This window comes from Pseudosulfitobacter sp. SM2401 (assembly GCF_042932805.1).
GTDB lineage: Bacteria > Pseudomonadota > Alphaproteobacteria > Rhodobacterales > Rhodobacteraceae > Ascidiaceihabitans.
Genome location: NZ_CP170633.1, coordinates 3,758,699 through 3,781,714 on the forward strand (window position 1 = coordinate 3,758,699; position 23,016 = coordinate 3,781,714).

Annotated in this window: 26 protein-coding genes; 8 read left to right on the plus strand and 18 right to left on the minus strand. The window is 56.5% G+C overall.

Annotated features, from left to right (window positions below; all coding sequences use genetic code 11):
- Positions 1–58: 58 nt before the first annotated feature.
- The gene (locus ACFIO0_RS18435) at positions 59–727 is read left to right on the plus strand and encodes an OB-fold-containig protein (protein WP_390911860.1); all 669 of its coding nucleotides are present in this window, start codon (positions 59–61) and stop codon (positions 725–727) included.
- A 48-nt stretch (positions 728–775) separates the two neighbouring features.
- Positions 776–2,446, plus strand: coding sequence for a flotillin domain-containing protein (locus ACFIO0_RS18440; protein ID WP_390911861.1), 1,671 nt, complete (start codon positions 776–778; stop codon positions 2,444–2,446).
- Positions 2,447–2,517: 71 nt separating this feature from the next.
- On the opposite strand, the gene ACFIO0_RS18445 is transcribed toward ACFIO0_RS18440, so the two are convergent.
- A complete protein-coding gene (locus ACFIO0_RS18445) occupies positions 2,518–3,774 on the minus strand; it encodes a Hint domain-containing protein (RefSeq protein ID WP_390911862.1) in 1,257 nt (418 codons plus the stop codon).
- Between the two features lie 276 nt (positions 3,775–4,050).
- Here ACFIO0_RS18445 and ACFIO0_RS18450 point away from each other — a divergent pair, with 276 nt between their 5' ends.
- A complete protein-coding gene (locus ACFIO0_RS18450) occupies positions 4,051–5,223 on the plus strand; it encodes an amidohydrolase (protein ID WP_390911863.1) in 1,173 nt (390 codons plus the stop codon).
- A gap of 28 nt (positions 5,224–5,251) precedes the next feature.
- Here the strand turns inward: ACFIO0_RS18450 and ACFIO0_RS18455 are convergent, their stop codons facing one another.
- The 8 genes from ACFIO0_RS18455 to ACFIO0_RS18490 form a co-directional block, all read right to left on the minus strand.
- On the minus strand, positions 5,252–5,680 hold the full coding sequence (locus tag ACFIO0_RS18455) for a 5-carboxymethyl-2-hydroxymuconate Delta-isomerase (protein ID WP_390911864.1): 429 nt from the start codon (positions 5,678–5,680) through the stop codon (positions 5,252–5,254).
- Positions 5,643–6,455 carry an amidohydrolase family protein gene (locus tag ACFIO0_RS18460; protein ID WP_390911865.1) on the minus strand — a complete coding sequence of 271 codons (813 nt, stop codon included), beginning with the start codon at positions 6,453–6,455 and terminating at the stop codon, positions 5,643–5,645. The genes ACFIO0_RS18455 and ACFIO0_RS18460 overlap by 38 nt, the downstream gene beginning before the upstream one ends.
- Positions 6,456–6,459: 4 nt before the next feature.
- Positions 6,460–7,617: a TRAP transporter large permease subunit gene (locus ACFIO0_RS18465; protein WP_390911866.1), complete on the minus strand. Its 1,158-nt coding sequence runs from the start codon at positions 7,615–7,617 to the stop codon at positions 6,460–6,462.
- Positions 7,618–7,650: 33 nt separating this feature from the next.
- Positions 7,651–7,830: a hypothetical protein gene (locus tag ACFIO0_RS18470; RefSeq protein ID WP_390911867.1), complete on the minus strand. Its 180-nt coding sequence runs from the start codon at positions 7,828–7,830 to the stop codon at positions 7,651–7,653.
- 33 nt (positions 7,831–7,863) lie between these two features.
- Complete coding sequence (locus ACFIO0_RS18475) at positions 7,864–8,217, minus strand: TRAP transporter small permease subunit (RefSeq protein WP_390911868.1); 354 nt, start codon at positions 8,215–8,217, stop codon at positions 7,864–7,866.
- Between the two features lie 67 nt (positions 8,218–8,284).
- Entirely contained in the window at positions 8,285–8,884 is a 600-nt protein-coding gene (locus ACFIO0_RS18480; protein ID WP_390915366.1) for a hypothetical protein, read from the minus strand.
- A 6-nt stretch (positions 8,885–8,890) separates the two neighbouring features.
- The gene (locus tag ACFIO0_RS18485) at positions 8,891–9,361 is read right to left on the minus strand and encodes a hypothetical protein (RefSeq protein ID WP_390911869.1); all 471 of its coding nucleotides are present in this window, start codon (positions 9,359–9,361) and stop codon (positions 8,891–8,893) included.
- Between the two features lie 93 nt (positions 9,362–9,454).
- Positions 9,455–10,225: a hypothetical protein gene (locus ACFIO0_RS18490; RefSeq protein WP_390911870.1), complete on the minus strand. Its 771-nt coding sequence runs from the start codon at positions 10,223–10,225 to the stop codon at positions 9,455–9,457.
- Between the two features lie 135 nt (positions 10,226–10,360).
- On the opposite strand from ACFIO0_RS18490, the gene ACFIO0_RS18495 reads away from it, so the two are divergent.
- The 4 genes from ACFIO0_RS18495 to ACFIO0_RS18510 all read left to right on the plus strand — a co-directional run bounded on the left by ACFIO0_RS18495 (position 10,361) and on the right by ACFIO0_RS18510 (position 13,489).
- Positions 10,361–11,410, plus strand: coding sequence for an aminotransferase class I/II-fold pyridoxal phosphate-dependent enzyme (locus ACFIO0_RS18495; RefSeq protein WP_390911871.1), 1,050 nt, complete (start codon positions 10,361–10,363; stop codon positions 11,408–11,410).
- The gene (locus tag ACFIO0_RS18500) at positions 11,365–11,637 is read left to right on the plus strand and encodes a hypothetical protein (RefSeq protein ID WP_390911872.1); all 273 of its coding nucleotides are present in this window, start codon (positions 11,365–11,367) and stop codon (positions 11,635–11,637) included. Before ACFIO0_RS18495 ends, ACFIO0_RS18500 begins: the two co-directional genes overlap by 46 nt.
- A gap of 157 nt (positions 11,638–11,794) precedes the next feature.
- Positions 11,795–13,108, plus strand: a complete 1,314-nt coding sequence (locus ACFIO0_RS18505) for an FAD-dependent oxidoreductase (RefSeq protein ID WP_390911873.1) — start codon at positions 11,795–11,797, stop codon at positions 13,106–13,108.
- Between the two features lie 33 nt (positions 13,109–13,141).
- Positions 13,142–13,489 (plus strand): cupin domain-containing protein, encoded by a 348-nt coding sequence (locus ACFIO0_RS18510; protein ID WP_390911874.1) that lies wholly within the window; start codon positions 13,142–13,144, stop codon positions 13,487–13,489.
- Here the strand turns inward: ACFIO0_RS18510 and ccoS are convergent.
- The 8 genes from ccoS to ccoN all read right to left on the minus strand — a co-directional run bounded on the left by ccoS (position 13,486) and on the right by ccoN (position 21,245).
- Entirely contained in the window at positions 13,486–13,641 is a 156-nt protein-coding gene (gene ccoS, locus ACFIO0_RS18515; RefSeq protein ID WP_390911875.1) for a cbb3-type cytochrome oxidase assembly protein CcoS, read from the minus strand. The two genes, ACFIO0_RS18510 and ccoS, sit on opposite strands and share 4 nt — an antisense overlap.
- A 2-nt stretch (positions 13,642–13,643) precedes the next feature.
- On the minus strand, positions 13,644–15,788 hold the full coding sequence (locus ACFIO0_RS18520; protein WP_390911876.1) for a copper-translocating P-type ATPase: 2,145 nt from the start codon (positions 15,786–15,788) through the stop codon (positions 13,644–13,646).
- Entirely contained in the window at positions 15,785–16,249 is a 465-nt protein-coding gene (locus ACFIO0_RS18525; RefSeq protein ID WP_390911877.1) for a FixH family protein, read from the minus strand. Before ACFIO0_RS18525 ends, ACFIO0_RS18520 begins: the two co-directional genes overlap by 4 nt.
- Positions 16,249–17,661 (minus strand): cytochrome c oxidase accessory protein CcoG, encoded by a 1,413-nt coding sequence (gene ccoG, locus ACFIO0_RS18530; RefSeq protein ID WP_390911878.1) that lies wholly within the window; start codon positions 17,659–17,661, stop codon positions 16,249–16,251. The genes ACFIO0_RS18525 and ccoG overlap by 1 nt, the downstream gene beginning before the upstream one ends.
- Positions 17,662–17,844: 183 nt before the next feature.
- The gene (gene ccoP / locus ACFIO0_RS18535; protein ID WP_390911879.1) at positions 17,845–18,714 is read right to left on the minus strand and encodes a cytochrome-c oxidase, cbb3-type subunit III; all 870 of its coding nucleotides are present in this window, start codon (positions 18,712–18,714) and stop codon (positions 17,845–17,847) included.
- The gene (locus tag ACFIO0_RS18540; protein ID WP_390911880.1) at positions 18,711–18,899 is read right to left on the minus strand and encodes a CcoQ/FixQ family Cbb3-type cytochrome c oxidase assembly chaperone; all 189 of its coding nucleotides are present in this window, start codon (positions 18,897–18,899) and stop codon (positions 18,711–18,713) included. The genes ccoP and ACFIO0_RS18540 overlap by 4 nt, the downstream gene beginning before the upstream one ends.
- A 12-nt stretch (positions 18,900–18,911) precedes the next feature.
- Positions 18,912–19,637: a cytochrome-c oxidase, cbb3-type subunit II gene (gene ccoO, locus ACFIO0_RS18545; RefSeq protein ID WP_390911881.1), complete on the minus strand. Its 726-nt coding sequence runs from the start codon at positions 19,635–19,637 to the stop codon at positions 18,912–18,914.
- A gap of 12 nt (positions 19,638–19,649) precedes the next feature.
- Entirely contained in the window at positions 19,650–21,245 is a 1,596-nt protein-coding gene (gene ccoN, locus ACFIO0_RS18550; protein WP_390911882.1) for a cytochrome-c oxidase, cbb3-type subunit I, read from the minus strand.
- A gap of 206 nt (positions 21,246–21,451) precedes the next feature.
- On the opposite strand from ccoN, the gene ACFIO0_RS18555 reads away from it, so the two are divergent.
- Entirely contained in the window at positions 21,452–22,291 is an 840-nt protein-coding gene (locus tag ACFIO0_RS18555; protein WP_390911883.1) for a universal stress protein, read from the plus strand.
- On the opposite strand, the gene fnrL is transcribed toward ACFIO0_RS18555, so the two are convergent.
- Positions 22,288–23,013, minus strand: a complete 726-nt coding sequence (gene fnrL / locus ACFIO0_RS18560; protein ID WP_390911884.1) for a transcriptional regulator FnrL — start codon at positions 23,011–23,013, stop codon at positions 22,288–22,290. The genes ACFIO0_RS18555 and fnrL overlap by 4 nt on opposite strands.
- Positions 23,014–23,016: the final 3 nt, after the last annotated feature.

Here is a 23,016-nt window from a genome sequence, read left to right on the forward strand (position 1 = left end):
TATATATATACCTAACATTATTGAAATAACTCCCTATATAGAAGTGGAAGGGACCTCAATGCTCAATACTTTTTTAACACCCGAATCTTATCCGTTCGCCATTGCACTCGCTGTCACGGCGGGATTGTTTATTCTTGAAATCATAAGCTCCTTGTTGGGGGCGACTGTTTTGGGGCTGGGCGGTGACGCGCCTGATATCGATGTCGATGCTGACTTTGATTTGTCGGCAGATATTGATGGTGTAGGCATTCCATCTGACGCGTTTGAGGGCACGACCAGTCCTTCGGGCGTCTTCACTTGGATTGGTGCGCGTGATGTCCCGTTCCTGATTTGGCTCGTGTCATTTCTGACAATGTTTGGCTTGGCTGGTCTGATCATCCAATCCATCGCGACCACAATTCTTGGCGTGCCTCTGTACACAATGCTGGCTGTTGTGCTCGCTTTTGTCCCTGCAATCGGGATCACGCGGGTCATCGCCAATTGGGTTGCGCTGATCATGCCGAAAACGGAAACCAGTGCGATGCGCACGCGGTTTCTTGGCGGGCATCGCGGAACGATCACCCAAGGCACTGCGGCGCGGGGCAAACCTGCCGAGGCCAAGATCAAAGATCGGCATGGCAACATGCACTACCTGCGGGTCGAACCGCTGGATGACGACGGCGTCTTTGCCCAAGGCAGCGACGTCACACTGATCCGCAAGCGTGGCGATAAATTCTTTGTCATCTAAGCCGCGCTTTCGACCCAAATTCTGAAATATAACCCAACGGAGTATTCTATGGATATGACTTCTATTCTGACCATCGCGGGCATTCTCGTTGCCCTTCTAGTGTTCATCGGCCTGATTATGGCCCGTCTGTACAAACGTGCGACTCGCGAAACCAGCTTGGTGAAAACCGGGGCAGGTGGACGGGTTGTGATCATGGATGGTGGCACAATCGTCGTGCCGTTCCTGCACGAGGTCGCAAAGGTCAACATGAAGACATTGCGTCTCGAAGTGGCCCGCGTAAACGAGCAATCCCTGATCACCAAAGACCGGATGCGTGTGGACGTGGGCGTGGAATTTTACGTCTCTGTGAACGCGACCGACGATGGTATTTCACGTGCTGCCCAGACGCTTGGGGATCGCACGTTCCACGTCGAACAGTTGCGCGAAATGATCGAGGGTAAACTGATTGACGGCTTGCGTGCAGTTGCGGCCCAAATGACGATGGACGAATTGCACGAAAACCGCGCCAGCTTTGTGCAAGAGGTGCAAAATGCGATCTCCGAGGACCTGTTGAAAAACGGGCTGGAGCTCGAAGCTGTGTCTCTGACCGCCCTGGATCAAACGCCATTTGAATCGTTGGATGAAAACAACGCCTTTAACGCTGTGGGTATGCAAAAACTGGCAGCCGTGATCGCGACGTCCCGCAAGGAGCGCGCTGAAATCACCGCCGAGGCGGATGTGTCCGTGGCCCGTTCTGAAATGGAAGCTGAAAAGCTGAAGTACCAGATTGACCGCGAGCAGCAAGAAGCCTCGATCACGCAAATCCGTGAAATCCAGACCTTGCAAGCCAGCCAAGAGGCAGAGATTGCGCGCAATCAAGAAGCTTCGGATCAGGCCAAAGATCAGGCGCGTATTGAACGTGAACGTGCGGTGCGCGCATCAGAAATCGAACGCGAACGCACCATCCGCGAAGCAGAGATCGCCAAGGAACGCGAGCTTGAGGTTGCAGATCAAGACCGTCAGATCATCGTGGCGCGCAAATCCGAAGAGGAAAGCCAGGCACGTGCATCTGCTGACAACGCGCGCGCAGAAGCGATCAAGGCCTCAGAGGCGATTGAAACCGCCCGCGCCGTGGCTGAATCCGAACGTCATAAACAGATCGCCTTGATCGAAGCCGAGAAGGAAGCCGAGCGTCAGGCAACGGGTATCCGCCTCGCTGCTGCTGCCGAAAAGGACGCCGCGAGCGACCGGGCCGCTGCGAAACTGGAAGAAGCCCAAGCCGACGCAAGTGCGATGATCGTGCGTGCCGAAGCCAACAAAGCAGACTTGCTTGCGACCGCTGAGGGTCAGACCGCGATTGCGAATTCTGAAAACGAACTTAGTGCGGAAATTATCGCGATGAAAATCCGTTTGGCCAGCCTAGAAGCGATGCCTGCGATTATCGCCGAAATGGTGAAACCTGCCGAAAAGATCGACTCGATCAAGATCCACCAAGTCACAGGTATGGGCCGCGGTGGCGCTGGCGAAATGTCTGGCGACGGTGGTGGCACCCCTGTCAATCAAGCGCTCGATTCCGTGCTTGGCATGGCGTTGCAAATGCCAGCGATGCAGGCGCTTGGAAAAGAGCTGGGTATCAGTCTTGAGAACGGTGTCGCCGGGGTTGCGAACGGTGCGTTGGGGTTAGAAAAGCCAAGCACAGCCGCGACTGAAGTCACACCCGAGGATGCGGCCACGTCCTAAAACAGCGCTGGCGAAAAATGGCACGGGAAATGGCACGGGCGTTCGTTTGATCACGAACGCCCGATCGCTGTTCACAGGCACAAATACGCTTCATAACTTTTGATGAACGGGCGTGCAGCCTGCTGGGCTTTGTGGTTGCCCGTTGAAATCTCGGGGAACAACTCTACCAATTCGTGATAGCAGGCACGATCCGCCTCGATGATGTAGTCCCCGACGTAAAAGCTTTCTAGCAGGGCACTTTCGGCAAAGATGATCTCGTGACGATCAAACATGACGTGGAAATACGTAATTTCTTCGCAAGGGGCCGTGTAAATTTGATCGCCGTTACACAGTTGCTTGGCCGCGCAAAGCACCTCTGGATCATGAAACAACAGCTCGCATTTCCAACCTGACAAGAGAACGCGATGCTGAGGCGACACTTTGATTTCGCGCGTGTTGCCGATGCTGTCGGGGCGGAAACAGATCGGGGCCAGCTTGCCCTTGCCCGCAACCGTGCGTTCCCCGATCCAGCGGATTTTCTGTGGTCCATGATCTAGCGTTTCAACCAAATCGCCAACGGCCAGCGTTTCGACCGGCACATCGCCGTTTGGCGTTCTGATCGACGTGCCTTGGGTGAAACAGGCCACCGTAACGCTGTCGATATCGAGGTAAACAAAGCTGTCGCCCGTGGACAGCGTGACGTTGCCGCCTGTTGAGCCCGGGAAAAACGGCGTCACGGTCGAGCCTTCTGGCACAACCAGCGAATTGGTCCCATCGCCGCCTTGAACAAAGTTGGTGTTCAGCCCCGCAAAGATAGCATCGTCGCCATCGCCGCCCTCTAGGTTGCCGCCGCCGTCTTCGGCATACAGCGTGTCATCGCCGTCACCACCGGTCAGGATGTTGTTCGTACCGGAACCGCCCCGCAAGACGTCATCGCCGTCGCCGCCAGAGATGTTGTTGTTGCCGGTGCCGCCTGTCAGCGTGTCGTCGCCTTCGCCGCCAGTTAAGCCGCCGCCAAGGCTGCCATCGTCGGTAAAAGTATCGTCGCCTTCGCCGCCGGTATAGCCGGAACTGTTCAGGCCAACCGCCCCGCTTACATCGCTGTCGCCGTCGTTGCCGATGAACTCAACGAACGCACTGAATGATCCCGATGACAAATCGGAATCTGTGTATGTGGTCGTTGTCCCCAAGTTTGTGTCGGTGAATGCGATCGAACTTGCGGTCACCGTGATCTGGAAATCTTCGCTGATACCAGATGCATCTATTGTGCTGTCTGCGCTGACATCCAAAGCGGCCCAAAACGTGGGATCAGTAACATCTGTATCGGTAAGCGTGATGAAAACGGGCATCTCAGTCCCTTTTCCCTTATTTGAGACATCCGTCGGCACCGCCGCGCATGCCTGTCTGATTCTTTGAGTAGAACTTTCAATGCAACTTATGGTTGGAATGAATTCAACATCTGAACCAGCAAAGCGCCGGAACGCGCGGTTTATGGCTTAGGCGGGCGAAATATCGGCAGGAAAAGGCCTATCGCCGGTGGGTTTGCACAGTTTCCGTCCACTCTTCACAACGCAATTGACGGGCATTAGGCTGTGTTCGATCTGTTTGCACCCGGAGCCCGCCTGATGAAAACCCTGCCGCTGATTGCCAAAAGCACCGACGAGCTGAACGCGATTTTTCGGGATCTGCACGCGCATCCCGAAATCGGATTCACGGAAACACGGACCAGTATCGTTGTCGCGGACAAGTTGCATGAATACGGGGTCGATGAGGTCCATACAGGCCTTGGAAAGACCGGCGTTGTGGGGCTGATCCATGGTAAGCAAAAGGGCAATCGTCGGGTGGGCCTGCGCGCGGATATGGATGCGTTGCCGATCCACGAGATGACGGGTTTGGACTATGCCTCGACCAACGACGGGGTGATGCACGCCTGTGGGCATGACGCGCACACAACCATGCTGCTGGGGGCTGCAAAACATCTGGCGGCCACCCGTGATTTTGATGGCACTGCGGTGATCGTATTTCAACCGGCCGAAGAGGGTTTGGGCGGCGCCCGCCAGATGATTGCGGATGGCCTGTTCGAGCAGTTTCCGTGTGACGAAATTTACGGCATGCACAATTTTCCAAACGGTGAACTGGGCAAAGTCAGCATTTGCAAAGGCGCGGCAATGGCGGGGGCGGCGTTCTTTGACATCAAGGTTACAGGCCAAGGCAGTCATGCCGCGGTGCCGTCCCAAAGCAAGGACGCATTGATCATCGCGGCAAGCCTTGCCAGTGAATTGCAAACCATCCTAAGCCGCAATGTGCCCGCGCTGGACACATGCGTTTTGTCGGTCACGATGCTGAATGCCGGTGCCGCCTACAACGTCATTCCAGAAGTCGCGACACTGGGCGGCACCATCCGCTATTTCAAAGATGAGGTGTATGAATTGGCGGCGGGCCGGATGCAGGCGATTTGCGATGGTTTTGCGCTAGCGCATGGGGTCGAAATCGCGCTGGAACTGCGAAACGTATTTGATGTTTTGATCAACGACAATGACCTTTCGGATGCCTATCTTGAGGCCGCAGCGGACATTGTTGGTCAGGAAAATATCATGCTGGCAGATGAACCCAAAACGGGATCAGAAGACTTTGCCGACATGCTGAAAATCGTGCCGGGCGCGTATTGCGTGGTCGGTCATGCAGGCACGGTGCCGTTGCACAATCCGTCCTTCACGCTGGATCCCGAAATTTTGCCAATCGGGGCGTCGATTATGGCGCGCATGATTGAAAAACGCCTGCCGCTGCAGACCGTCTAGCGGTGATTTTTGATCAATCAATGCCGTTTTAAAGCACCCGTTTTGCGTAGGTTGCAGCGGTCATTTCGATCTCTTGAACGGTTAGGCTGGCCACATCAGGCAGCGCTTTTTCGAGTACGCCCGGGATAGTCTGATTGAGCCGCAGCCGCGTTGCGTCATCGCGATCAGACATCAACGACAACCTGGCATGCGCGAACGTCTGAGGTTCGGTTCCGACCCGAAAATACGCGACGGGCACAGCGCGGACCTCGATGGCGGCAGCGTTGGGAAAACTGCCCTGATCGGCAAGGGCGGTGAACACCTCGTTGCAGATCGATTGAATATCGTGTGTCTGCTCTAAGCCTTCGGAGAACTCGATCGAAACATGTGGGATTTTGTATTTTCTCTTTGTGTGTGGGGTTTGTTCTAGAAATTTGGCGTTAACGATCAAACCCGTACAGGACCGCCGGATTATCAACGAGAATTGCGATTTTCTGATCGTTTGAATCTACATAGCTGTCCAGCGCATCCAGCAGTGTTCCATCGTCCGGCATAAAGTCGAACATCGCAGGATGTGGCCAATCCGTGCCCCATAGCATCCGCTCCGCGCCGTCGCGGATCAAGGCGCGGGCAAAGGGGATCGCGTCCTCGAATTCGGGGCGTTGGTTCGAGATTCTGTAGTTACCAGACAGTTTCACCCAGGCTTTTCCAGACAACACCAGCCGCCTGAGTGCGACAAATCCGGGCTGATCCAAGCCATCGTGTGCCTGAATATGCCCGATGTGGTCGATGACAATGTCGACCGGAAGAGTCGCCAATTTGGGTGCAAGATCAGCCAAGGTCGGCCCATCGATCAACAGTTGCAGGTGCCAGCCGATGTCAGCGGCGCGATGGGCAAGCGCGTCAAGCGCACCAAGATCGATGCCGCCGCCGAACAAGGTGTTGATCCGTGCACCGCGAATACCGGCAGCGTTAAGGGCCGCAAGCTCCGTATCCGGGCAATCGGGTTCGACCACAGCGATGCCGCGACAGGCGTCACCGTACGCGGCGATTGCCGCAGTCGTCACGCGGTTGTCCGTCCCGTACACCGACGGCTGCACAATAACCGCACGCTGGATACCCAGCTGTTTGTGCATCGCAAGATACGCGTCCAGCGTCGCGGGCGGCGGGGTGTAGGATCTGTTGGCAACAAAGGGGTGCGCCGCCTCGGGCAGGATCACATGCGCGTGGCAGTCGCACGCACTGTCCGGCAACGGATCACACGGCGCACTCGGGCTTTGCAAGGGGGGTAAAACAGGGCGCGATCAGCGCGGCCTCCATCAGATCGGTGATCAGAATGCCGAACCAAACCGGATCATAGCCCATGTGCACGACGATCGGGACCACGATGGGCACAGTTGTCAGCATCATCGACAGGGTCTCCATGAACATGGCGAGGAACAGATAAAAGACGATGATCATCAGGATGGTTTGTGTCGGTGTCCATCGCAATGAATCAATGCCCGAGATCAGCTTTTGAGTCACGCCCATAAAACCGAGCACAAAGTTCAGGAACACCGCAGCAAGGATGATGATCATGACCATTCCTGTGGCGCGCATCGTGCCTTCAAATGCGGCGATCAGCATTTTGACCGGCAAGGACCAATACATCGCCGCGATGACCAAGGCGGTCACAACCCCGATAGAGGCAGCTTCGGTCGGGGAGGCGAACCCTGCGTAGATCGACCCGACCACGACAAAGAACAGCCCGATCGGAGCCAGCAAATCTGGCAGTGTCGAAATCCGTTTGGACCAATTCGCGTCGACCTTTTCACCGCCCCAAAATGGTTTGAACAGGCAGGCGATGGTGATCACCAACATGAACAGGCTCGCCAGAATGATGCCCGGAATGACACCGGCAAGATACAGTTCCGGCACCGATGTTTCGGTCAGCAGCCCGTATAGGATCAGGTTGATCGAGGGGGGATCAAAATGCCTAGTGTCCCGCCAGCCGCCAGTGAGCCAAGGAAAATCCGTTCGTTGTATTTGCGTTTTTTCGATCTCTGGGTAGGCCACGGTGCCGACTGTGGCGACGGTTGCAACGCTGGATCCAGATGTCGCGGCAAAGATCGCGCTGGATCCGGTGTTGGCGTGCATCAAACCGTCGGGCAACCACGACAACCATGTGGCAACGGCCGCGTACATCCGGCGGGCGATGCCGGCGCGCAGCATTGTTTCGCCCAGCAGGATGAACATCGGAACCGACACAAGGATGTACTGGATGCTTTGTTCCCAGACAAAATCGCCCAGCATCAGGGCACGGTGCCCGCGCATGAAAACCTCGTCCAGTCCGAGCCCGAGAATGCCGAGAACTGCGGCGATCGGAACAGCACTCGCGACCAGAAACAGAAGGCAGAATAGAATAATGCTTGGCATTTTTGTGACCTTTATCGGCGTATTGCGATGGGATTAGACGTGGGTTTCTTCTACGATGTCTTGCACGACGGATCGCACACCAATCAGCGTGCCCATCGCCTGCCAACGCCCTGCAATCAGGTGGCGCAGTGACACGATCATCAGCACCACGCAGCACAGCATCATGAACGCCAGCCCGCCAAACCAGAACGATTGTGGCAGCCAAAGCGGCACCGCCAGCGGCGTGGTCGAGGTGTAGTTGTACGACTAGCTAACGTGCACCATGTCCCACGCGCTGCGCGAGAGCACAAAAATGTAAGTGGCAAGCAGCCCAAGGCCGACAATGTCCATGGTGCTGCGCAAACGGGGTCCAGCCTTGAGATAACCAACATCGATGCGGATGTTCGAACGCGTGAACAGGCAATGGGCGTAGGCCCATGTTGTCACACCGGCAAAAACGTAGCCGGTGATTTCGTCAGAACCGCGCATGGTGACACCAAAAAATTTGCGCGCCAAAACGTCGCCCGTCACCATAAAGGCGCACAGCATCAGGGCGCATCCCCCGATGATTGCGGCCCAACGCGCCGTGCCAGCCAGACTTTTGTGTATGTGATCAAGCATGTGTTTTCCCCCTTGGAAACGCGGTCACAGCCCGTCAGCAAAAGTGCCGCCGGACCCTGGTGTTTTGCTAACCGTCTGTGCCGGGCGCGGTCACACCGATGATTTTGCCGATGGTGTCGTTCCATTCCTGCGCACACACAGCGCCGCATCGTTCGGCCCAACGGGCAACGGTGAACTCGGTTGCGATGCGTTCTAGCGTTGCCTGATCTTCATCCGTCGGCAGGACCGGAACCATGACTGCTGCGTCGCCAGCTTCGCATGGACCGGTCGTGTTGCAGGCCATCGACGTTTCATCGATTGCGCGCATGTAGGTCCAGATGTCGCCTTCGAATACGGCGGCTTTTTCAAGGATCATCTGCTGGGTGACGTCATTCATGCCCCCCCAAACATCAAGGTTGATCGCAGTGAACGTGGCGGCAAACCCAAGACGGACTTGGATGTTATGCGTGACGACCTGACCCCAATTGCCGTTGTAGGCAGGTTGGGTTCCGGTGACCCCGCAATCTGCCACACCGCGTTCCAGCGCGGGTACAACTTCGGCCAATGGCAGGGTGATCGACGTGCCGCCTAGGCCCTCGACACAGTCGCCTTGGGTGCGCGAATAAGTCCGGATTTTCTTGCCTGCGAGGTCCGCAAGGCTGACGTCCGTGATCGTGCGATCCCCCAGATTGCACTAAATCTGCTGCGACGGGAACGGATAAAGGTTCACGATTTGCGCGTCGTATTTCTCGCGCACTTCGCGCTCGATGATCGGTCGGTAGGCGTCAACAGCCAGGCGGTACGTGTCCCAGTCTTGAATGATGCCGGACAGGTCGATGCCCTCTAGCGCGGGGCTTGCTTGGCTGGAATAGCTGGTCAGCGCGTGGACCACGTCGTACGAACCGGTGCGCGCGCCTGCCATCACCTCATAGCCGTTCAGGTCAAGTTCAGTGTACGGTTTCGCGTTGGCTGTGATCCGACCACCGGATGCTTCGGGGATGATCGTGTTCCAGAACGGGGCCTCGAATTTGGACCAATTGTCCAAGAACCCCCACGTGCCAACGACCTCGAGCTGTAGTTCATCAAAGGCTTTGTGCCCGTCGGCGTTTTCACCAACTGTCGCTGCGATCAGAAATGCAGACGCAATTATGGGCGTCTTTTTCATGTCTTCCTCCCTAGGATAGGCCCCACAAGAGGGCAGCGCCTAAACGAGCTGCTTTCTGGATATTAAGAGATAGCCAGAAACTGTGACCCCTGTTTAGGGCTTGAATGTCTCGCGGGTGTAGATTGGGCGGTCCGCTAGGCTGGTCAGCGTTTGCGTGCCGTCAAACATCGGCAGCAATTCAGGGATCGTGATGCTGACGAACAGGTTCGATGTACGGTCTGTGCCCTTGGGGATGCTTTTCACCACGTCGGTCAACTGATCAAAGCGGTAGATGCGGCCGACAGAGGCGTCCAAGGGCGTCGACAGGATGCTTTCGCCGGATTTACGACCTGGGATCGCGCCCTCGTAGTCAAACGCAATCGCAAGTTCGCCGCCGCCCTGTTTGACGGTCCAAGCGTGGCGGCCCGACAGTGGTGCGGCCCCGATTCCGGACAAGGTCACGGCGTGCGACACCTCTGCTTGGACCTGCGTTTTGTACGGGCCAGCACCGTCACCGGGCGCATAAAAGCGCGAAATGAATGTCGCGGTTTCGCCGGTGTCCGGGTTCTTTGCCGGCACAATCATCGCAACCATACGGTAGGCTCCGCCATTTTTGGGCGCACCTTGCGCGTCCTGATGCTGCATCCGGTCGATGAACATGAACAAGACATTTGCACCTTTGAATGACCCTTTGGCGTAGGGGTTCGAAACATGCGTGTTGGGCAACCAAGGCTGCAGCGCGTCGCTGTCCACCTTGAAAAAGGCCAGCGTTCGCATGTCGGCAATTGTGGAATCGAAGGTCTCGGCCAACACGGCGGTTTGCGTGATCACGAGCGTTGCACAGGCCGCGATGAAATGACGGATGCGAGGAATTAAAGTGGTCATCGGTATCTCCCTTAAAGTCGAAAAAGACGGCAAATGCCGCCAAAATTAGATGTTGATAAAATATTGGCCTAAGGCCACTGTCCAAAATCTGACCATTCCAAAGGTCCAGAATTCTGGTTTCGAACAGGAGCATGCATGGCCCGAACGGCTTCGGGGGCTCTTTTGCCGGGACTTAGCGTGGACACCGGTGGGCGGCATTCCATGACGGCGCAGTTGTTCAATGCGCTGCGCCAGCAAATCAAAATTGGTTGGATTGATCCGGGAATTCGGATGCCGTCAACGCGCACGCTTGCGTCTGACTTAGGCGTATCGCGCACGACTGTGGCGACAGCATACGAACAGCTAAAGTCCGAGGGTTACTTGATCGGGCGTGAAAAGTCCGGAACCTTTGTTACCGACGTTCTGCCGCAGGTTTTGTTGCAGCAGAACGAAGGGTCCCACGGGTTAGGCCCCGCTGACGCCGATCTCGAGACACATCTTGCGACGCGGTTTGACGACAACCCGCTAAAGCCGCGCGAACGCACCAGCCGCACCTTGCCATTCAATCCGGGCATCCCTGTCGTGTCCGAATTCCTGTCACAGGCATGGTGGCGTTTGATGCGGCCCATCGTGTCGCAACTGGCCCCGTCCGGGATTGCGCGATGCCCTGCCGAGGGCGCAATCGAGCTGCGTGAAGAAGTTGCAAGTTACCTTGCCAACAGCCGCGGTGTCGTGTGCTCAACGGACCAGATCCTGATTGTGTCTGGCACACGCCAAGCGTTGTTGCTGATCCTGATGGCTCTGTCGAATCCAGGCGATTACGGTTGGACCGAAGACCCCGGTTATCCGGGCACGCCGGTGTCGTACAACTTGTTTCGCGTCAAAACGGTGCCGGTTCCCGTAGACGAAGACGGCCTCGTGGTTGAGGAAGGCATAAGGCGCAAACCGGATGCGAAGTTCGCCTATGTCACACCCGCGCGCCAAGCCCCGCTGGGTCACACGATGACGATCAAACGTCGGGTAGAACTGCTGAATTGGGCGCATGAAACTGGCGTCGCTTGGCATTGGCTATCTTGTTGTGCCGCGCCGCTACATCGAAACCTTTCGCAGCCTGCTAGATGCGGTCGCTTTACATTCGTCGTCAGAATGAGCTGTCACGCGTGCTTGAAGCCGAACTTGGATCGTTGCTGGACACCCACGTGCTGAACGCCGGGCTGCATCTGTTGGGGTATCTGCAAGACGGGCAAGACGATCGGCAGGTCGCGGCCATAGCCCGCAGTCTCGGGTTATTTCCGTGGCCGCTTTCGGACTACGCGTTGGATGCAAAAACGCGCTCAGGATTGCTTATCGGATTTTCGAACATTTCCGAAGACGGCATGCCACGCGCTGCAAAGGTGCTTCGCCGGGCCATTCTTGAAACGCGCCAGTCCTAAGCCAGGTTCGGGTCGTGGATCAGGGGCAGCTTTGGCAGGTATCTGCCGCGCCCTTGCTGGTCAAAATTTGTATTGACCGGGTTGGAGGTGAGTAATATGTTTCTTTATGCAAATATTATGTTTTGAAATATGAAACAATCAAGAAAGACCATCCCAAATGACCAATCCCGGATCAAAGGCATCAACCAATGGACGCATTCATTGGTACAGCACGGCCGGTGCGGCCCCTGAATGTTCGGTTTTGGCATCAGACATCGAAGCTGACTTTGTCGTTGTCGGAGGGGGGTTAACAGGCACGCGGACAGCACTTGGGCTTGCGGAACAAGGGGCTAGGGTCGCACTGCTTGAGGCCCGTGAAATTGGGTGGGGCGCATCCGGACGCAGCGGTGGTCAGTGTAACCCGATGTGGCGGGCAACACCCGACGATTTGGCGCAACGGGTGGGTGACGCTTGCGGTGCCCGTTTGGTTGAAACCACAATCGGGTCAGCGGATGCGCTGTTTCGCGACATCGAAACCTACGGCATCGATTGCGATCCCGAACAAAACGGCTGGGTCCAAGCGGCGCATTGCGGCAAGGCGCAAAACCGTCTGGAACGGTTGGGCGAGGCGTGGAACAATGTCGGCACCAACATCAGCTTTCAAGATCGCGCGCAGACACAAACGATCAGTGGATCGCCCGCCTATGCATTTTCGCTGTTTCACCCGAACGGTGGGCATGTGCAGCCCCTGTCGCTGACTCGTGGTTTCGCCCGCACCGCGATCAAATTTGGCGCGCAATTGTTTGAAAACAGTCCCGTTCTGGGCATGACCCGCGTCGGCAGCAAATGGAAAGTGGCCACCGCAAACGGATCGGTCACCACCCCCCAAGTCATCCTGACGACAAATGCATATTCCGACGATCTGTGGCCGAAATTGCGCCAAACTTTCTATCCGCTGGTTAGCATTTCATTGGCGACGGCGCCGCTGTCGGACAATCTGCAAAAGACGGTTTTACCGAACGCCGTGACCATCGCAGACAGTCGTCGCGCGATTTATTATTCTCGCTACGACCGTGATCGCCGTCTGATTTTTGGCTGTGTTGGCAGTACCGAAAACGCAGCGACCTTGGGCGGTATTCAGCGATTAAAACGTGGTTTGCGCACGGTGTTCCCCCAGCTTGCAGATCAACCAATCGAAGCGACGTGGGCAGGTCGCATTGCTGTCACGCCCGAAATGATGCCGCATCTGCATGAGCCGGACAGCGGCGTTTTGGCGGGCCTTGGCTTTAGCGGTCGCGGCATTGCGATGACGTCTGTGATGGCGCGAACCTTGGTCAAAAAGGCGCTGGGCGCGGGCGATGAAACGCTGCCGTTTCCAGTTTTGCCTGTTAAACCGATTCCGTTTCAGCCGGTGACACGTCGCTTAATTCCGCTTGCTGCACCTGCCATGACACTGCGCGACAGGCTTGATGCCGTCCTTGGTAGATCATAAAGTCATCCCCAAAAAAATCACAAAGGTTACCCCATGAAATTCACATTGTTTCGCGATCAATCCCCCGCACGCGTCGAAAAAGAAATTGCCGACTCCATCGTTAGCGGTACACCGCAACAGCACGCTCAGTTGATGTTTTCGGGCCAGCAGGACAGCATCAAATCCGGTGTTTGGGAAAGCACGGCAGGCGTGTTTACAGCCGTCATGCAAGACCAGATTGAATTCTGCCACATCCTTGAGGGCAGCGCGACAATCCGCACCGACGAGGGCGAAACATTCACCGTCAAAGCGGGTGATGGGTTTGTCATGGAAAGCGGGCTCAGCACGGAATGGACGGTCGATGACTTTATCAAAAAACACTTCGTGATTTGCGCAGTCTAAGGGTCTTTTGGTTCCTCATCCTCGACCAGAATGCGCCACGCATCGCCGTCTAGATCGTCGTACTGATGGCTGCGCAAGGTCCATAAAAATGCCGCAAGGCCAACGCCTGCCAGCAGCAACGAAACGGGTATGAGAATGAATAGAATGTTCATATTTATCTGACCCTTAGGGCATTTAGCAGGACAGTGATTGATGAGGCCGACATTGCAATAGCTGCAGCCAAAGGCGTTGCAAAACCCATGACGGCAATCGGGATCGCGATCATGTTGTAGCCTGCCGCAATCGCAAAATTCTCGATCACTCGGGCGCGGGCCGATTTCGCAGTTTTGATCGCATCGGGGATCTCGATCAGGGATCGTCCGAGCAGTACAATATCGGATGCCGTGCGCGAGGCATCCAGTGCGGAAGCCGGTGAAATCGAGGCATGCGCTTGGGTCAATGCCGCAGTGTCATTCAGACCGTCGCCGACCATCAAGACACGTTTCCCAGTCGCCTCCAATTGTTTGACCCGATCAAGTTTGTCTTGAGGTCGCATGTCTGCTTGAACCTGTGAAATACCGAGCGCTGCACCCATTTTGGTAACAGGTACCTGAGCGTCGCCAGACAGGATGTGCAGGTCAACGCCAGCGGCGTGCAATTTGTCTACGGCATCCTTTGCACCATCCCGCAGAGTTTCGGAAAACGACAAAATCAAAGGCGCGCTTTTACCAATCGCAAAGGCGGGTGATCCACTGGCCCCAACCCATTCTGCACGTCCTAAGCGAACGGGTTTTCCGGCCCAGTTTGCCTGAACACCTGCGCCGGGAATTTCGCGAATGTCCGTCAGTTTTGCCATCACGGTGTCGTTGGGGATTGCCGCCGAAATCGCGCGCGATACCGGATGGCTTGACCCGGCACTTAGGGCCGCAAGGACGCATTTTTGATCCACATTCAGCTGATGTAAATCGATACGCGCATGCCCTTCCGTCAGGGTACCGGTTTTGTCGAAGACAATGCTGTCGACCTCGGCCAATCGCTCGAGCGCGGTACCGTTCTTGACCAGCAACCCGCGACGAAACAACCGGCCTGAGGCGGCCGTCATCACCGCGGGCACAGCCAGTCCCAGCGCGCAGGGGCAGGTGATGATCAACACGGAAATGGCGACGTTCAACGACCGCACCATGTCGCCGGATACCAAAATCCAGCCCGCAAATGTCGCAAATGCCAGCAAATGAACTGCGGGTGCGTAGATCAGTGCGGCGCGATCGGCCAGGGCTGTGTACCGGTTTTTGGCGCCCTCTGCGGTCTCGACCAAGGCGGCCATGCGGCGCAGGGTTGTGTCCTCGCCCACGGCTGTGACGCGCAATGTGATCGGGCCGGTCAAGTTGACTTCACCCGCCGCGATCATGTCGCCTGTGTGGATAGAAACCGGCAGGCTTTCTCCGGTCAAAAACGAGCGGTCTGTTTCGGATTGACCCGCAACCACTTGCCCGTCGACGGGGACCCGCATCCCGACCATGACGACGATCTTGTCGTCGATTTGCACGTCCGCGACGTTCACGGTGTGATGCTGGCCTGCGATCAATTTTGTGGTTCGGGGCACTTCGAGCGCGCTGAGTTCTTGTGCCGCTGAGCGTGCCGCCATGCGTGTGCGATGATCTAGGTATCTGCCCACCAGCAGGAAAAACGTGAGCGACAGTGCTGCGTCGAAATACACATGCGCGCCGCCAAATGCGGTTTCGTAAACGGACATGCCGCCTGCCAAAATGATGGCGAGCGAGATCGGCACGTCCATGTTCAACCGGCCCACGCGCAGCGCAGTCCAAGCGTTGGAAAAGAAAACCTGTGCGCTAAAAAGCAGGGCTGGGATCGCGATGGAGGCGGAGATCCAATGAAAGATGCCTTGGGTCGCTTCGGCCGCCCCGGACCACACCGCCACCGAAAACAGCATGACGTTCATCATCGCGAATCCAGCGACGGCCAAGCGCACGAGCAACGCGCGTCCCGCAGTGTCGGTTTCTGCATCGCCCAAAAGGGACGCGTCCAGCTCGTTGGCCTCGTAGCCGACGTCCGCTAACATTTTGATCAACGTGTCTGCGTCTAGATCGGGGGCGTCGATTGTCACGCGCTTGCGACTAAGGTTCACGCGGGCGTTTTTCACCTCTTTTGAGGCCAGTAATGTCCGCTCAACCGTGCCGATGCATGCGGCGCAATGAATGCCCGGCAAGGACAGCACGATATTGGCACCCTTTACGTCGCGGGCCGCAATGTCTTGGGCCAACGGCGCGACGTCACATGCAGGGCAGGCGGCCAGTGTCATTTGGTGACGTCCACGATGATGCGTTGGCGAAACATGGTGCCATCGGCGGCTTTGGCGACCAAACGCAGGTTCCAATTGCCGGCCCCCAGATCGACGGGCGCGACGTAGTCTTGGCCGTCAAACACCAGAATCGGGGTTTGGTCTTGGGCAACATTGGTGGCGCGGCCCAGTACGGCAGAGACGATCTGAGCCTCGACGGGTGCTGAGTCTTTGCGCAGGCTGAGGCGCAGAACACCTTGGTCCAGACGTGCGGACACATCCCAGTTCAACGCCTGTTGCGCTGCGCGATCCGCATCGAACGTCTGGCTCGAAACGTAGGAATTTTTCGTCTCTAACCCGGGGAAAGTCGCGACGGCTTGATAGGCCAGGGTCAGGTTCACGGCGATGATGACTGCAAAAGCAGAGCAAATGATCAGTAGAACTTTGCGCCCTGTGAGCGGTTTTCCGGCGGTGGTATCCATCAGTTTGCCTTTCCGTTAAAGAGGCTGTCGCGGTGCGCGCGTTCGCCGTTTTTCGTGTCTTCGATCCAAAATCTCAGGCCTGTGCGTTCGGTGTGCGCCGCCTCGTCTTGAGGGCGTGCGATGACGTAGACGCGGTGTTGCGTGGTGCTGTCGGGCGGCACGGTCAGGATGTTGCTGGCGGATCCTTCTTGTCGAATGCGCAGGATGCTTTCGGATGTCAGCGAGATGCGGAAATCGCGCGCTTCGCCGTGTTTGTTGCGCAGCCGGATGTTGTAGGTGTTGCGAACCGAACCATCAGACATCGTGATGAATTGCGGGTTGCGCACAGGTTCGACTGTTAGGTCGATGTCAGCCCGAATAAACAAGGCAAAGACCAGACCAAAGCCAATCATCGACCACAAAGCCGTGTACAAAACGGTGCGCGGACGCAGCACGTGTTTCCACATCGGGCGCGGCGGGTCGCCGGCGCGTTCTGCCGGTTCGTCCGCCAGCGCAAGGTAGTCGATCAAGCCACGTGGTTTGCCGATCTTGTCCATCACATCATCACAGGCGTCGATGCACAGGGCGCAGGTGATGCACTCCATTTGTTGGCCGTCGCGGATGTCGATGCCCATGGGGCAGACGTTGACGCAGGCCATGCAATCGATGCAATCGCCGGTATCTTCGACCCGCTTTTTCGCCCGTGGTTCACCGCGCCAATCGCGGTAAGCGACGGTCAGTGTGTCGTCATCCATCATCGCGCCTTGGATGCGGGGCCATGGGCACATGTAGATGCAAACCTGTTCGCGCATGAAGCCCCCGAACAGGAACGTCGTGGCGGTCAAAATCGCGATGGTCGAATAGGCGACCGGGTGTGCGGTGAACGTGACCAGTTCAACGGCCAAGCGTGGCGCGTCGGTGAAATAAAACACCCAAGCCCCACCTGTGGACACGGCGATCAGCAGCCACACCAGCCATTTGGTCAGCCGCAGTCGCCACTTGCGAAAATCCCATTTGGCCTTCCATAATCGGACACGGGCGTTGCGGTCGCCTTCGATCCAGCGTTCCACCAGAATGAACAGATCGGTCCACACGGTTTGTGGGCACGCATAGCCGCACCAGACGCGCCCTAGGGCCGAGGTGAACAGGAACAATCCCAGCCCGGCCATGATCAGCAGACCCGCGACGAAATAGAATTCGTGCGGCCAGATTTCGATCCAGAAGAAATAGAACCGGCGGTTGGCCATATCGACCAGAACCGCTTGGTCTGGCAAGGACGGCCCGCGGTCCCATCTGATCCAAGGGGTCAGATAGTAAATGCCGAGCGTCACAGCCATAATCCACCATTTGAAACGGCGGAATGCACCTGTCACGCGACGAGGGAAAATCGGTTCCTGCGCCGCGAATAGAGGTGGGGTGTCAGGGGTGTTCATCACATTCTCCGGACCTGTTCGCAGGATCATCGTTAGCTTGAGTTGCACCGATGGCCTTTGACCCAGATCAAATAGGCATAAAAAAACCGCCCCCGGAATGTTGCGAACAGGTCCGGGGGCGGTTGCCAGCAGCACAAAACCGGTGTGCGTCTGGACCTCCCTTTCTGTATCAGAAAGGTTCCGCTATTCGCCGCCGCCCAGTTGGTGAACGTAGGCGGCAACGGCGTTGACTTGATCGTCGCTTAGGCGTGTGCCCCAAGGCGGCATGACGCCAAAGCGCGAATAGGTAATTGTCTGTTCCAAAGTTGCGGGATCCCCACCATAGAGCCAGATTGCATCGGCAAGATTGGGGGCCCCTTGTTCGCGATCACCCAGACCTGTTTCGCCGTGGCAATCAGAGCAGTTTTCCAAAAACAGATCAGCGCCAGTGGCAGCCAAACCGGCGTCATGTTCCGCACCACTTAGTGAGCGAACATGCTGGACCAATGCACTGATTTCTTCGGTTTCAAGGATTTCGCCAAAGGCTGGCATTTGCGAATAATGCGCATCATCGTCCAGTTCGTTCCGGATGCCATGACGGATGGAATAGACAATCGTTTCGATGTCCCCACCCCACAGCCAATCGTCGTCCAGAAGGTTCGGATAGCCCTTGGCTCCGTTCGCGCCAGAGCCGTGACATTGCGAGCAATTGGCCCGAAAAACCGCAGCACCACCGGCAACGGCAAAACGTTGCAGGTCAGGGTTTTCGCCAAGCGTGGTCATGTCAGCAGCAGCAAGTGCGGTCCGCAGATCGGCGTTCAAATCATCAAAACGGGCGATTTCTGTGGCCACCTCGGCGCGGGTTGAATAGCCCAACAGACCGGCCGTGGCCCCGTTCACCAAAGGCCATGCCGGATAGGCGATGACATATCCAATGCCCCAGACGATCGTCAGGTAAAAGCACCACAGCCACCAGCGCGGCAGCGGATTGTTCAACTCTTTGATCCCGTCCCAGTCGTGGCCGGTGGTTTCAACGCCGGTCTCCTGGTCAATATCTTGGTTTTTATCGGTCATTTTCCATCCTCCTGTTCAAGTGTCGTTGGGATGGTTTCATTGCGAAACGGAATGTCAGCCGTGTCCTCGTGGGTTTTCCTGCTGCCGGGTCGAAAGGACCACACGATCGTGCCAATAAAAAAGCACGTCAGCGCCAGTAAAACCCAGCTGTCTGCCAGCTCGCGTAGGAATGAATAAGTGTCCATGTTTTGCCCTCCTTAGCGGCTTGCGTCTGGGGTAAAGGTCGAGAAATCGACCAGCGTGCCCAGCATTTGCAGATATGCGATCAATGCGTCCATTTCGGTCAGCAATGCCTGACCGTCAAAGTTGGATACGACCGCCTTGGGATAGCGCGCCACCAGATCATCCCAGTCGCTGTCAGGGTCCGCTTGGGCGGCGAAATCTGCCTGCGCGTTGTCGATCATTTCGTCGGTGTAAGGCACGCCAACCATGCGGTGCGTTTCGAGCAGATCCTGAACATACTTGCCGTCAATCGCGACGTCCGACAGGAATGAATATTTTGGCATGATCGATTCCGGAACCACGGATTGCGGATCGCTTAGGTGATCGACGTGCCATGCATCCGAATAGCGCCCGCCGACCCGCGCAACGTCGGGTCCGGTCCGTTTTGAGCCCCATTGAAACGGATGGTCGTACATCGATTCTGCGGCCAGTGAATAATGCCCATAGCGTTCGACTTCGTCCCGCATCGGGCGGATCATCTGGCTGTGACAGTTGTAGCAGCCTTCGCGCACGTAGATGTCACGACCCGTCAATTCCAGAGGGCTGTAGGGACGCACCCCTTCGACCTTTTCGATGGTGTTTTCGAGGTAGAACAGCGGGGCGATTTCGACGATCCCCCCGATGCTAACCACGAGAAACGAAGCGACCAGCAGCAGTGTCGGGCTGCGTTCCAGTATTTGATGTTTGTTGAGAAAACCCATGATCCAGGCCCCTTATTCTGCAGGAATGCCAACGGGTGCAGCAACCTTTTGGCCGCCCCGAATGGTCATCCACATATTCCAAACCATGATCAACGCGCCGGTCAGATACATCACCCCGCCCAAAGCACGCACAACGTACATCGGGAATTTGGCAGTGACCGTGTCGGCAAAGCTGTTCACAAGGAAGCCTTGGGCATCAACTTCGCGCCACATCAGGCCCTCCATGATGCCGCTGACCCACATCGAGGACGCGTATAAAACGATGCCGATTGTCGCGAGCCAAAAGTGCCAGTTAATCGCGCTCATGGAATACATTGCGGTACGCCCCCACAGTTTTGGTGTCAGGAAATACAGCGCGCCAAAGGTGATCATGCCGTTCCAGCCAAGCGCGCCGGAATGCACGTGCCCGATGGTCCAGTCGGTATAGTGGCTCAGGCTGTTCACAGCGCGGATCGACATCATCGGACCCTCGAATGTGGACATGCCGTAAAAGGCCAGCGACACCACCATCATCCGAATGATCGGATCGGTGCGCAGTTTGTCCCACGCGCCTTGAAGCGTCATCAGACCGTTGATCATGCCGCCCCAGCTGGGCATCCAAAGGATGATCGAAAACACCATGCCCAAGGTCGCCGCCCAATCGGGCAAAGCGGTGTAGTGCAAGTGGTGCGGACCCGCCCAGATGTACAAAAAGATCAGCGCCCAAAAGTGGATGATCGACAGTTTGTAGCTGAACACCGGACGCCCGGCTTGTTTCGGGACAAAGTAGTACATCATCCCCAGAAAACCCGCTGTCAGGAAGAACCCAACGGCGTTGTGCCCGTACCACCACTGGGTCATTGCGTCTTGGACGCCCGCGAATACTTGTACCGACTTGGAGCCCCAAAATGACACCGGGATCGACAGGTTGTTGACCACATGCAGCATCGCGACGGTGACGATAAAGCTGAGCAAGAACCAGTTGGCCACGTAAATGTGACGTTCTCGTCTTGTGAAGATCGTGCCCATGAACACGATAAGAAAGGCAACCCAAACAATGGTCAGCCAAATGTCGATGTACCACTCGGGCTCTGCGTATTCTTTGGATTGGGTCGCGCCCAGCAAATAGCCGGTGGCCGCCAAAACGATGAACAGGTTGTAGCCCCAAAAGACGAACCAGCTTAGGTTGCCGCCCCAAAGGCGCGCGCCACAGGTGCGTTGCACAATGTAGAACGACGACATGATCAGCGCGTTGCCCCCAAAGGCAAAAATCACGGCACTGGTGTGCAGTGGGCGCAGCCGCCCAAAGTTGGCAAAGGGTTGCGCCCAATCAAGGTTCAACACCGGAAACGCCAATTGCAGTGCGATGATCACCCCGACCAGAAATCCGACAACACCCCAGAACCCTGTGGCGATGACACCGGCGCGCACAACGCCGTCCATGTAACCGTTGGCGTCAACTTGGACGACGGGTTCATCCGTGCGCCGCAGCACCCAGATAAACATGCCCGCGGCGATGAATAAGATCAGCGTCGCGTGCACCTGATACGCCAAATCGCGTGCGAAATTTATACCCATGGCTGCGAATAAAATAACGATGCTGAGCACCAGCAGCTTTACATAATTCATGATTTTTAATCCTCTCTCGTGGCGTTGCAACCGAACACCTGTTCGAATCGCAAAGCCGCCTGTTCGCTGAGAGTGTTCTGCCGTGCTTGAGGCCCCCGTACTTTGATCTGGGTCAACTCACCGGATGATTGCGCCCTTGAGGTAGATCAAAGACGCAACTGTTCGGGCGCGCCATCGTGACCATTCAACCAGCAAGGGATCCCGCCATGTCTTACAAGGCCATCGCCACGATACTGTTTGATGCAGAGCAAGCAAAAACAGTCCTGTTTGGCGCTATCCAACTGGCGCAGCACACTGGCGCGCATCTCAAGGTGATATGCACAGGCGTGGATCATACGGAAATCGGTTACTATTACGCCGGTGCTCAGGCGATCGCAGTGCAGCAGAATTTGGACATGGCGTTGGAAGACGCGAACAAACTGCAGTTTCACGCCCGCGCAGTGCTTGAGGCGGCGGGCGTATCCTACGACATCGAAGTCGAAACGATCGGCGTCGGCAGTGTCTGTGATTTTGTCTGCGACCGGATGCGGTTTTTCGATCTGGCGGTGCTCGCGTTGCCGTATCAGGACCAAAGCACCGGGCTGGATGTTGTCGCCTTTGAGGCCTGCTTGTTCGATGCAAAACGTCCGGTGTTCATGTTGCCGTATCAGGGCAGCGCAGCATTGGCGTTCGAAAAATCAATGATTGCTTGGGATGATGGCGCGCAGGCGTTGGCCGCCGTGCACGCGGCAGGTCCTTTGCTTGCTGCCCCCGCGCGTGCCTCCATCATCATGATCAGCCCTGCGACCAATGTACCCGACCGATCCGACCCGGGTGGTCGCCTGTCCGAAGTGCTGGCGCGTCATGGGGCCAAGGTCGACATCGCCATTCTGGCAAAAACCGACCGGTCCATCGCGTATCAATTGCTGAGCCAGGCCAAAAAGGAAAATGCGGATTTTATGATCATGGGCGCGTACAAACATTCCCGTCTGCGCGAGGCCATTTTGGGCGGCACGACGCGCGACGTTCTTAGGTTGTCTGACGTCCCCGTGTTACTCGCGCATTAGATTTGGTCTGATCCCGCTTCTGCCTGAAGGGCCGAAACATTCGGAATGATAATGCTGCGTTTGCCGTCCATTTCGATCAGCCCGTCTTTTCGCAATCCCGAAAACTGGCGGCTCACTGTTTCTAATGTCAGCCCCATATAATCTGCCATGGCGTCGCGGGTGAGCGGCAGTTTGATCTTGGACTGACTGGCAGCATCAATGGTGTTTGATTCCGTGGTGCGCCGCACGATCATCATCAAGAACGTCGCGATTTTCTCTCGGGCGGTTTTGCGACCCAGCAACAGCATCCAATCGCGCGCTGAATCCAACTCATCCAAGGCCATTTCCAAAAGGCGCTGGGCAACATTTGGTTTTGTCGCAACAAGCTGTTCGAACTGTCCGCGCCGGAAACAGCAAAGGGTCACATCTGTCACCGCTGTCACATCGTAAATCGCAACTTCGCGCCCGGGCCTGCCAATGAAATCAGAAGGCAATAACAGACCCATCGTTTGTTTGCGCCCGTCCTCCATCAGCCGCTCGATCGTCGCAGTGCCAACAACAACAGAGCCAACAAATTCCATTTTGTCGCCGCCCCACATAATGGGCTGACCGGCCTCAAAACTGCGGTAGTATTTCATTTGCTCTAACTGCGTCATCTCGTCTGGTTCACAATTGGAACAGACCGCACGATGGCGGATTGGACAGTGGGTACAATCGGAACTGAATGACATTGCGGTGCTCATATG

What these genes read in the sequence shown, in the direction of transcription:
- ccoN (WP_390911882.1), bottom strand. Translation starts at nt 21,245, where the DNA reads ATGAATTATGTAAAGCTGCTGGTGCTCAGCATCGTTATTTTATTCGCA.
- ACFIO0_RS18540 (WP_390911880.1), bottom strand. Translation starts at nt 18,899, where the DNA reads ATGGACACTTATTCATTCCTACGCGAGCTGGCAGACAGCTGGGTTTTA.
- ACFIO0_RS18490 (WP_390911870.1), bottom strand. Translation starts at nt 10,225, where the DNA reads ATGACCACTTTAATTCCTCGCATCCGTCATTTCATCGCGGCCTGTGCA.
- ACFIO0_RS18465 (WP_390911866.1), bottom strand. Translation starts at nt 7,617, where the DNA reads ATGCCAAGCATTATTCTATTCTGCCTTCTGTTTCTGGTCGCGAGTGCT.
- ACFIO0_RS18445 (WP_390911862.1), bottom strand. Translation starts at nt 3,774, where the DNA reads ATGCCCGTTTTCATCACGCTTACCGATACAGATGTTACTGATCCCACG.
- ACFIO0_RS18505 (WP_390911873.1), top strand. Translation starts at nt 11,795, where the DNA reads ATGACCAATCCCGGATCAAAGGCATCAACCAATGGACGCATTCATTGG.
- ACFIO0_RS18450 (WP_390911863.1), top strand. Translation starts at nt 4,051, where the DNA reads ATGAAAACCCTGCCGCTGATTGCCAAAAGCACCGACGAGCTGAACGCG.
- ACFIO0_RS18555 (WP_390911883.1), top strand. Translation starts at nt 21,452, where the DNA reads ATGTCTTACAAGGCCATCGCCACGATACTGTTTGATGCAGAGCAAGCA.
- ACFIO0_RS18495 (WP_390911871.1), top strand. Translation starts at nt 10,361, where the DNA reads ATGGCCCGAACGGCTTCGGGGGCTCTTTTGCCGGGACTTAGCGTGGAC.
- ccoP (WP_390911879.1), bottom strand. Translation starts at nt 18,714, where the DNA reads ATGACCGATAAAAACCAAGATATTGACCAGGAGACCGGCGTTGAAACC.
- ACFIO0_RS18435 (WP_390911860.1), top strand. Translation starts at nt 59, where the DNA reads ATGCTCAATACTTTTTTAACACCCGAATCTTATCCGTTCGCCATTGCA.
- ACFIO0_RS18485 (WP_390911869.1), bottom strand. Translation starts at nt 9,361, where the DNA reads ATGAAAAAGACGCCCATAATTGCGTCTGCATTTCTGATCGCAGCGACA.
- ACFIO0_RS18440 (WP_390911861.1), top strand. Translation starts at nt 776, where the DNA reads ATGGATATGACTTCTATTCTGACCATCGCGGGCATTCTCGTTGCCCTT.
- ACFIO0_RS18475 (WP_390911868.1), bottom strand. Translation starts at nt 8,217, where the DNA reads ATGCTTGATCACATACACAAAAGTCTGGCTGGCACGGCGCGTTGGGCC.
- ccoS (WP_390911875.1), bottom strand. Translation starts at nt 13,641, where the DNA reads ATGAACATTCTATTCATTCTCATACCCGTTTCGTTGCTGCTGGCAGGC.
- fnrL (WP_390911884.1), bottom strand. Translation starts at nt 23,013, where the DNA reads ATGAGCACCGCAATGTCATTCAGTTCCGATTGTACCCACTGTCCAATC.
- ACFIO0_RS18520 (WP_390911876.1), bottom strand. Translation starts at nt 15,788, where the DNA reads ATGACACTGGCCGCCTGCCCTGCATGTGACGTCGCGCCGTTGGCCCAA.
- ACFIO0_RS18525 (WP_390911877.1), bottom strand. Translation starts at nt 16,249, where the DNA reads ATGGATACCACCGCCGGAAAACCGCTCACAGGGCGCAAAGTTCTACTG.
- ccoO (WP_390911881.1), bottom strand. Translation starts at nt 19,637, where the DNA reads ATGGGTTTTCTCAACAAACATCAAATACTGGAACGCAGCCCGACACTG.
- ACFIO0_RS18510 (WP_390911874.1), top strand. Translation starts at nt 13,142, where the DNA reads ATGAAATTCACATTGTTTCGCGATCAATCCCCCGCACGCGTCGAAAAA.
- ccoG (WP_390911878.1), bottom strand. Translation starts at nt 17,661, where the DNA reads ATGAACACCCCTGACACCCCACCTCTATTCGCGGCGCAGGAACCGATT.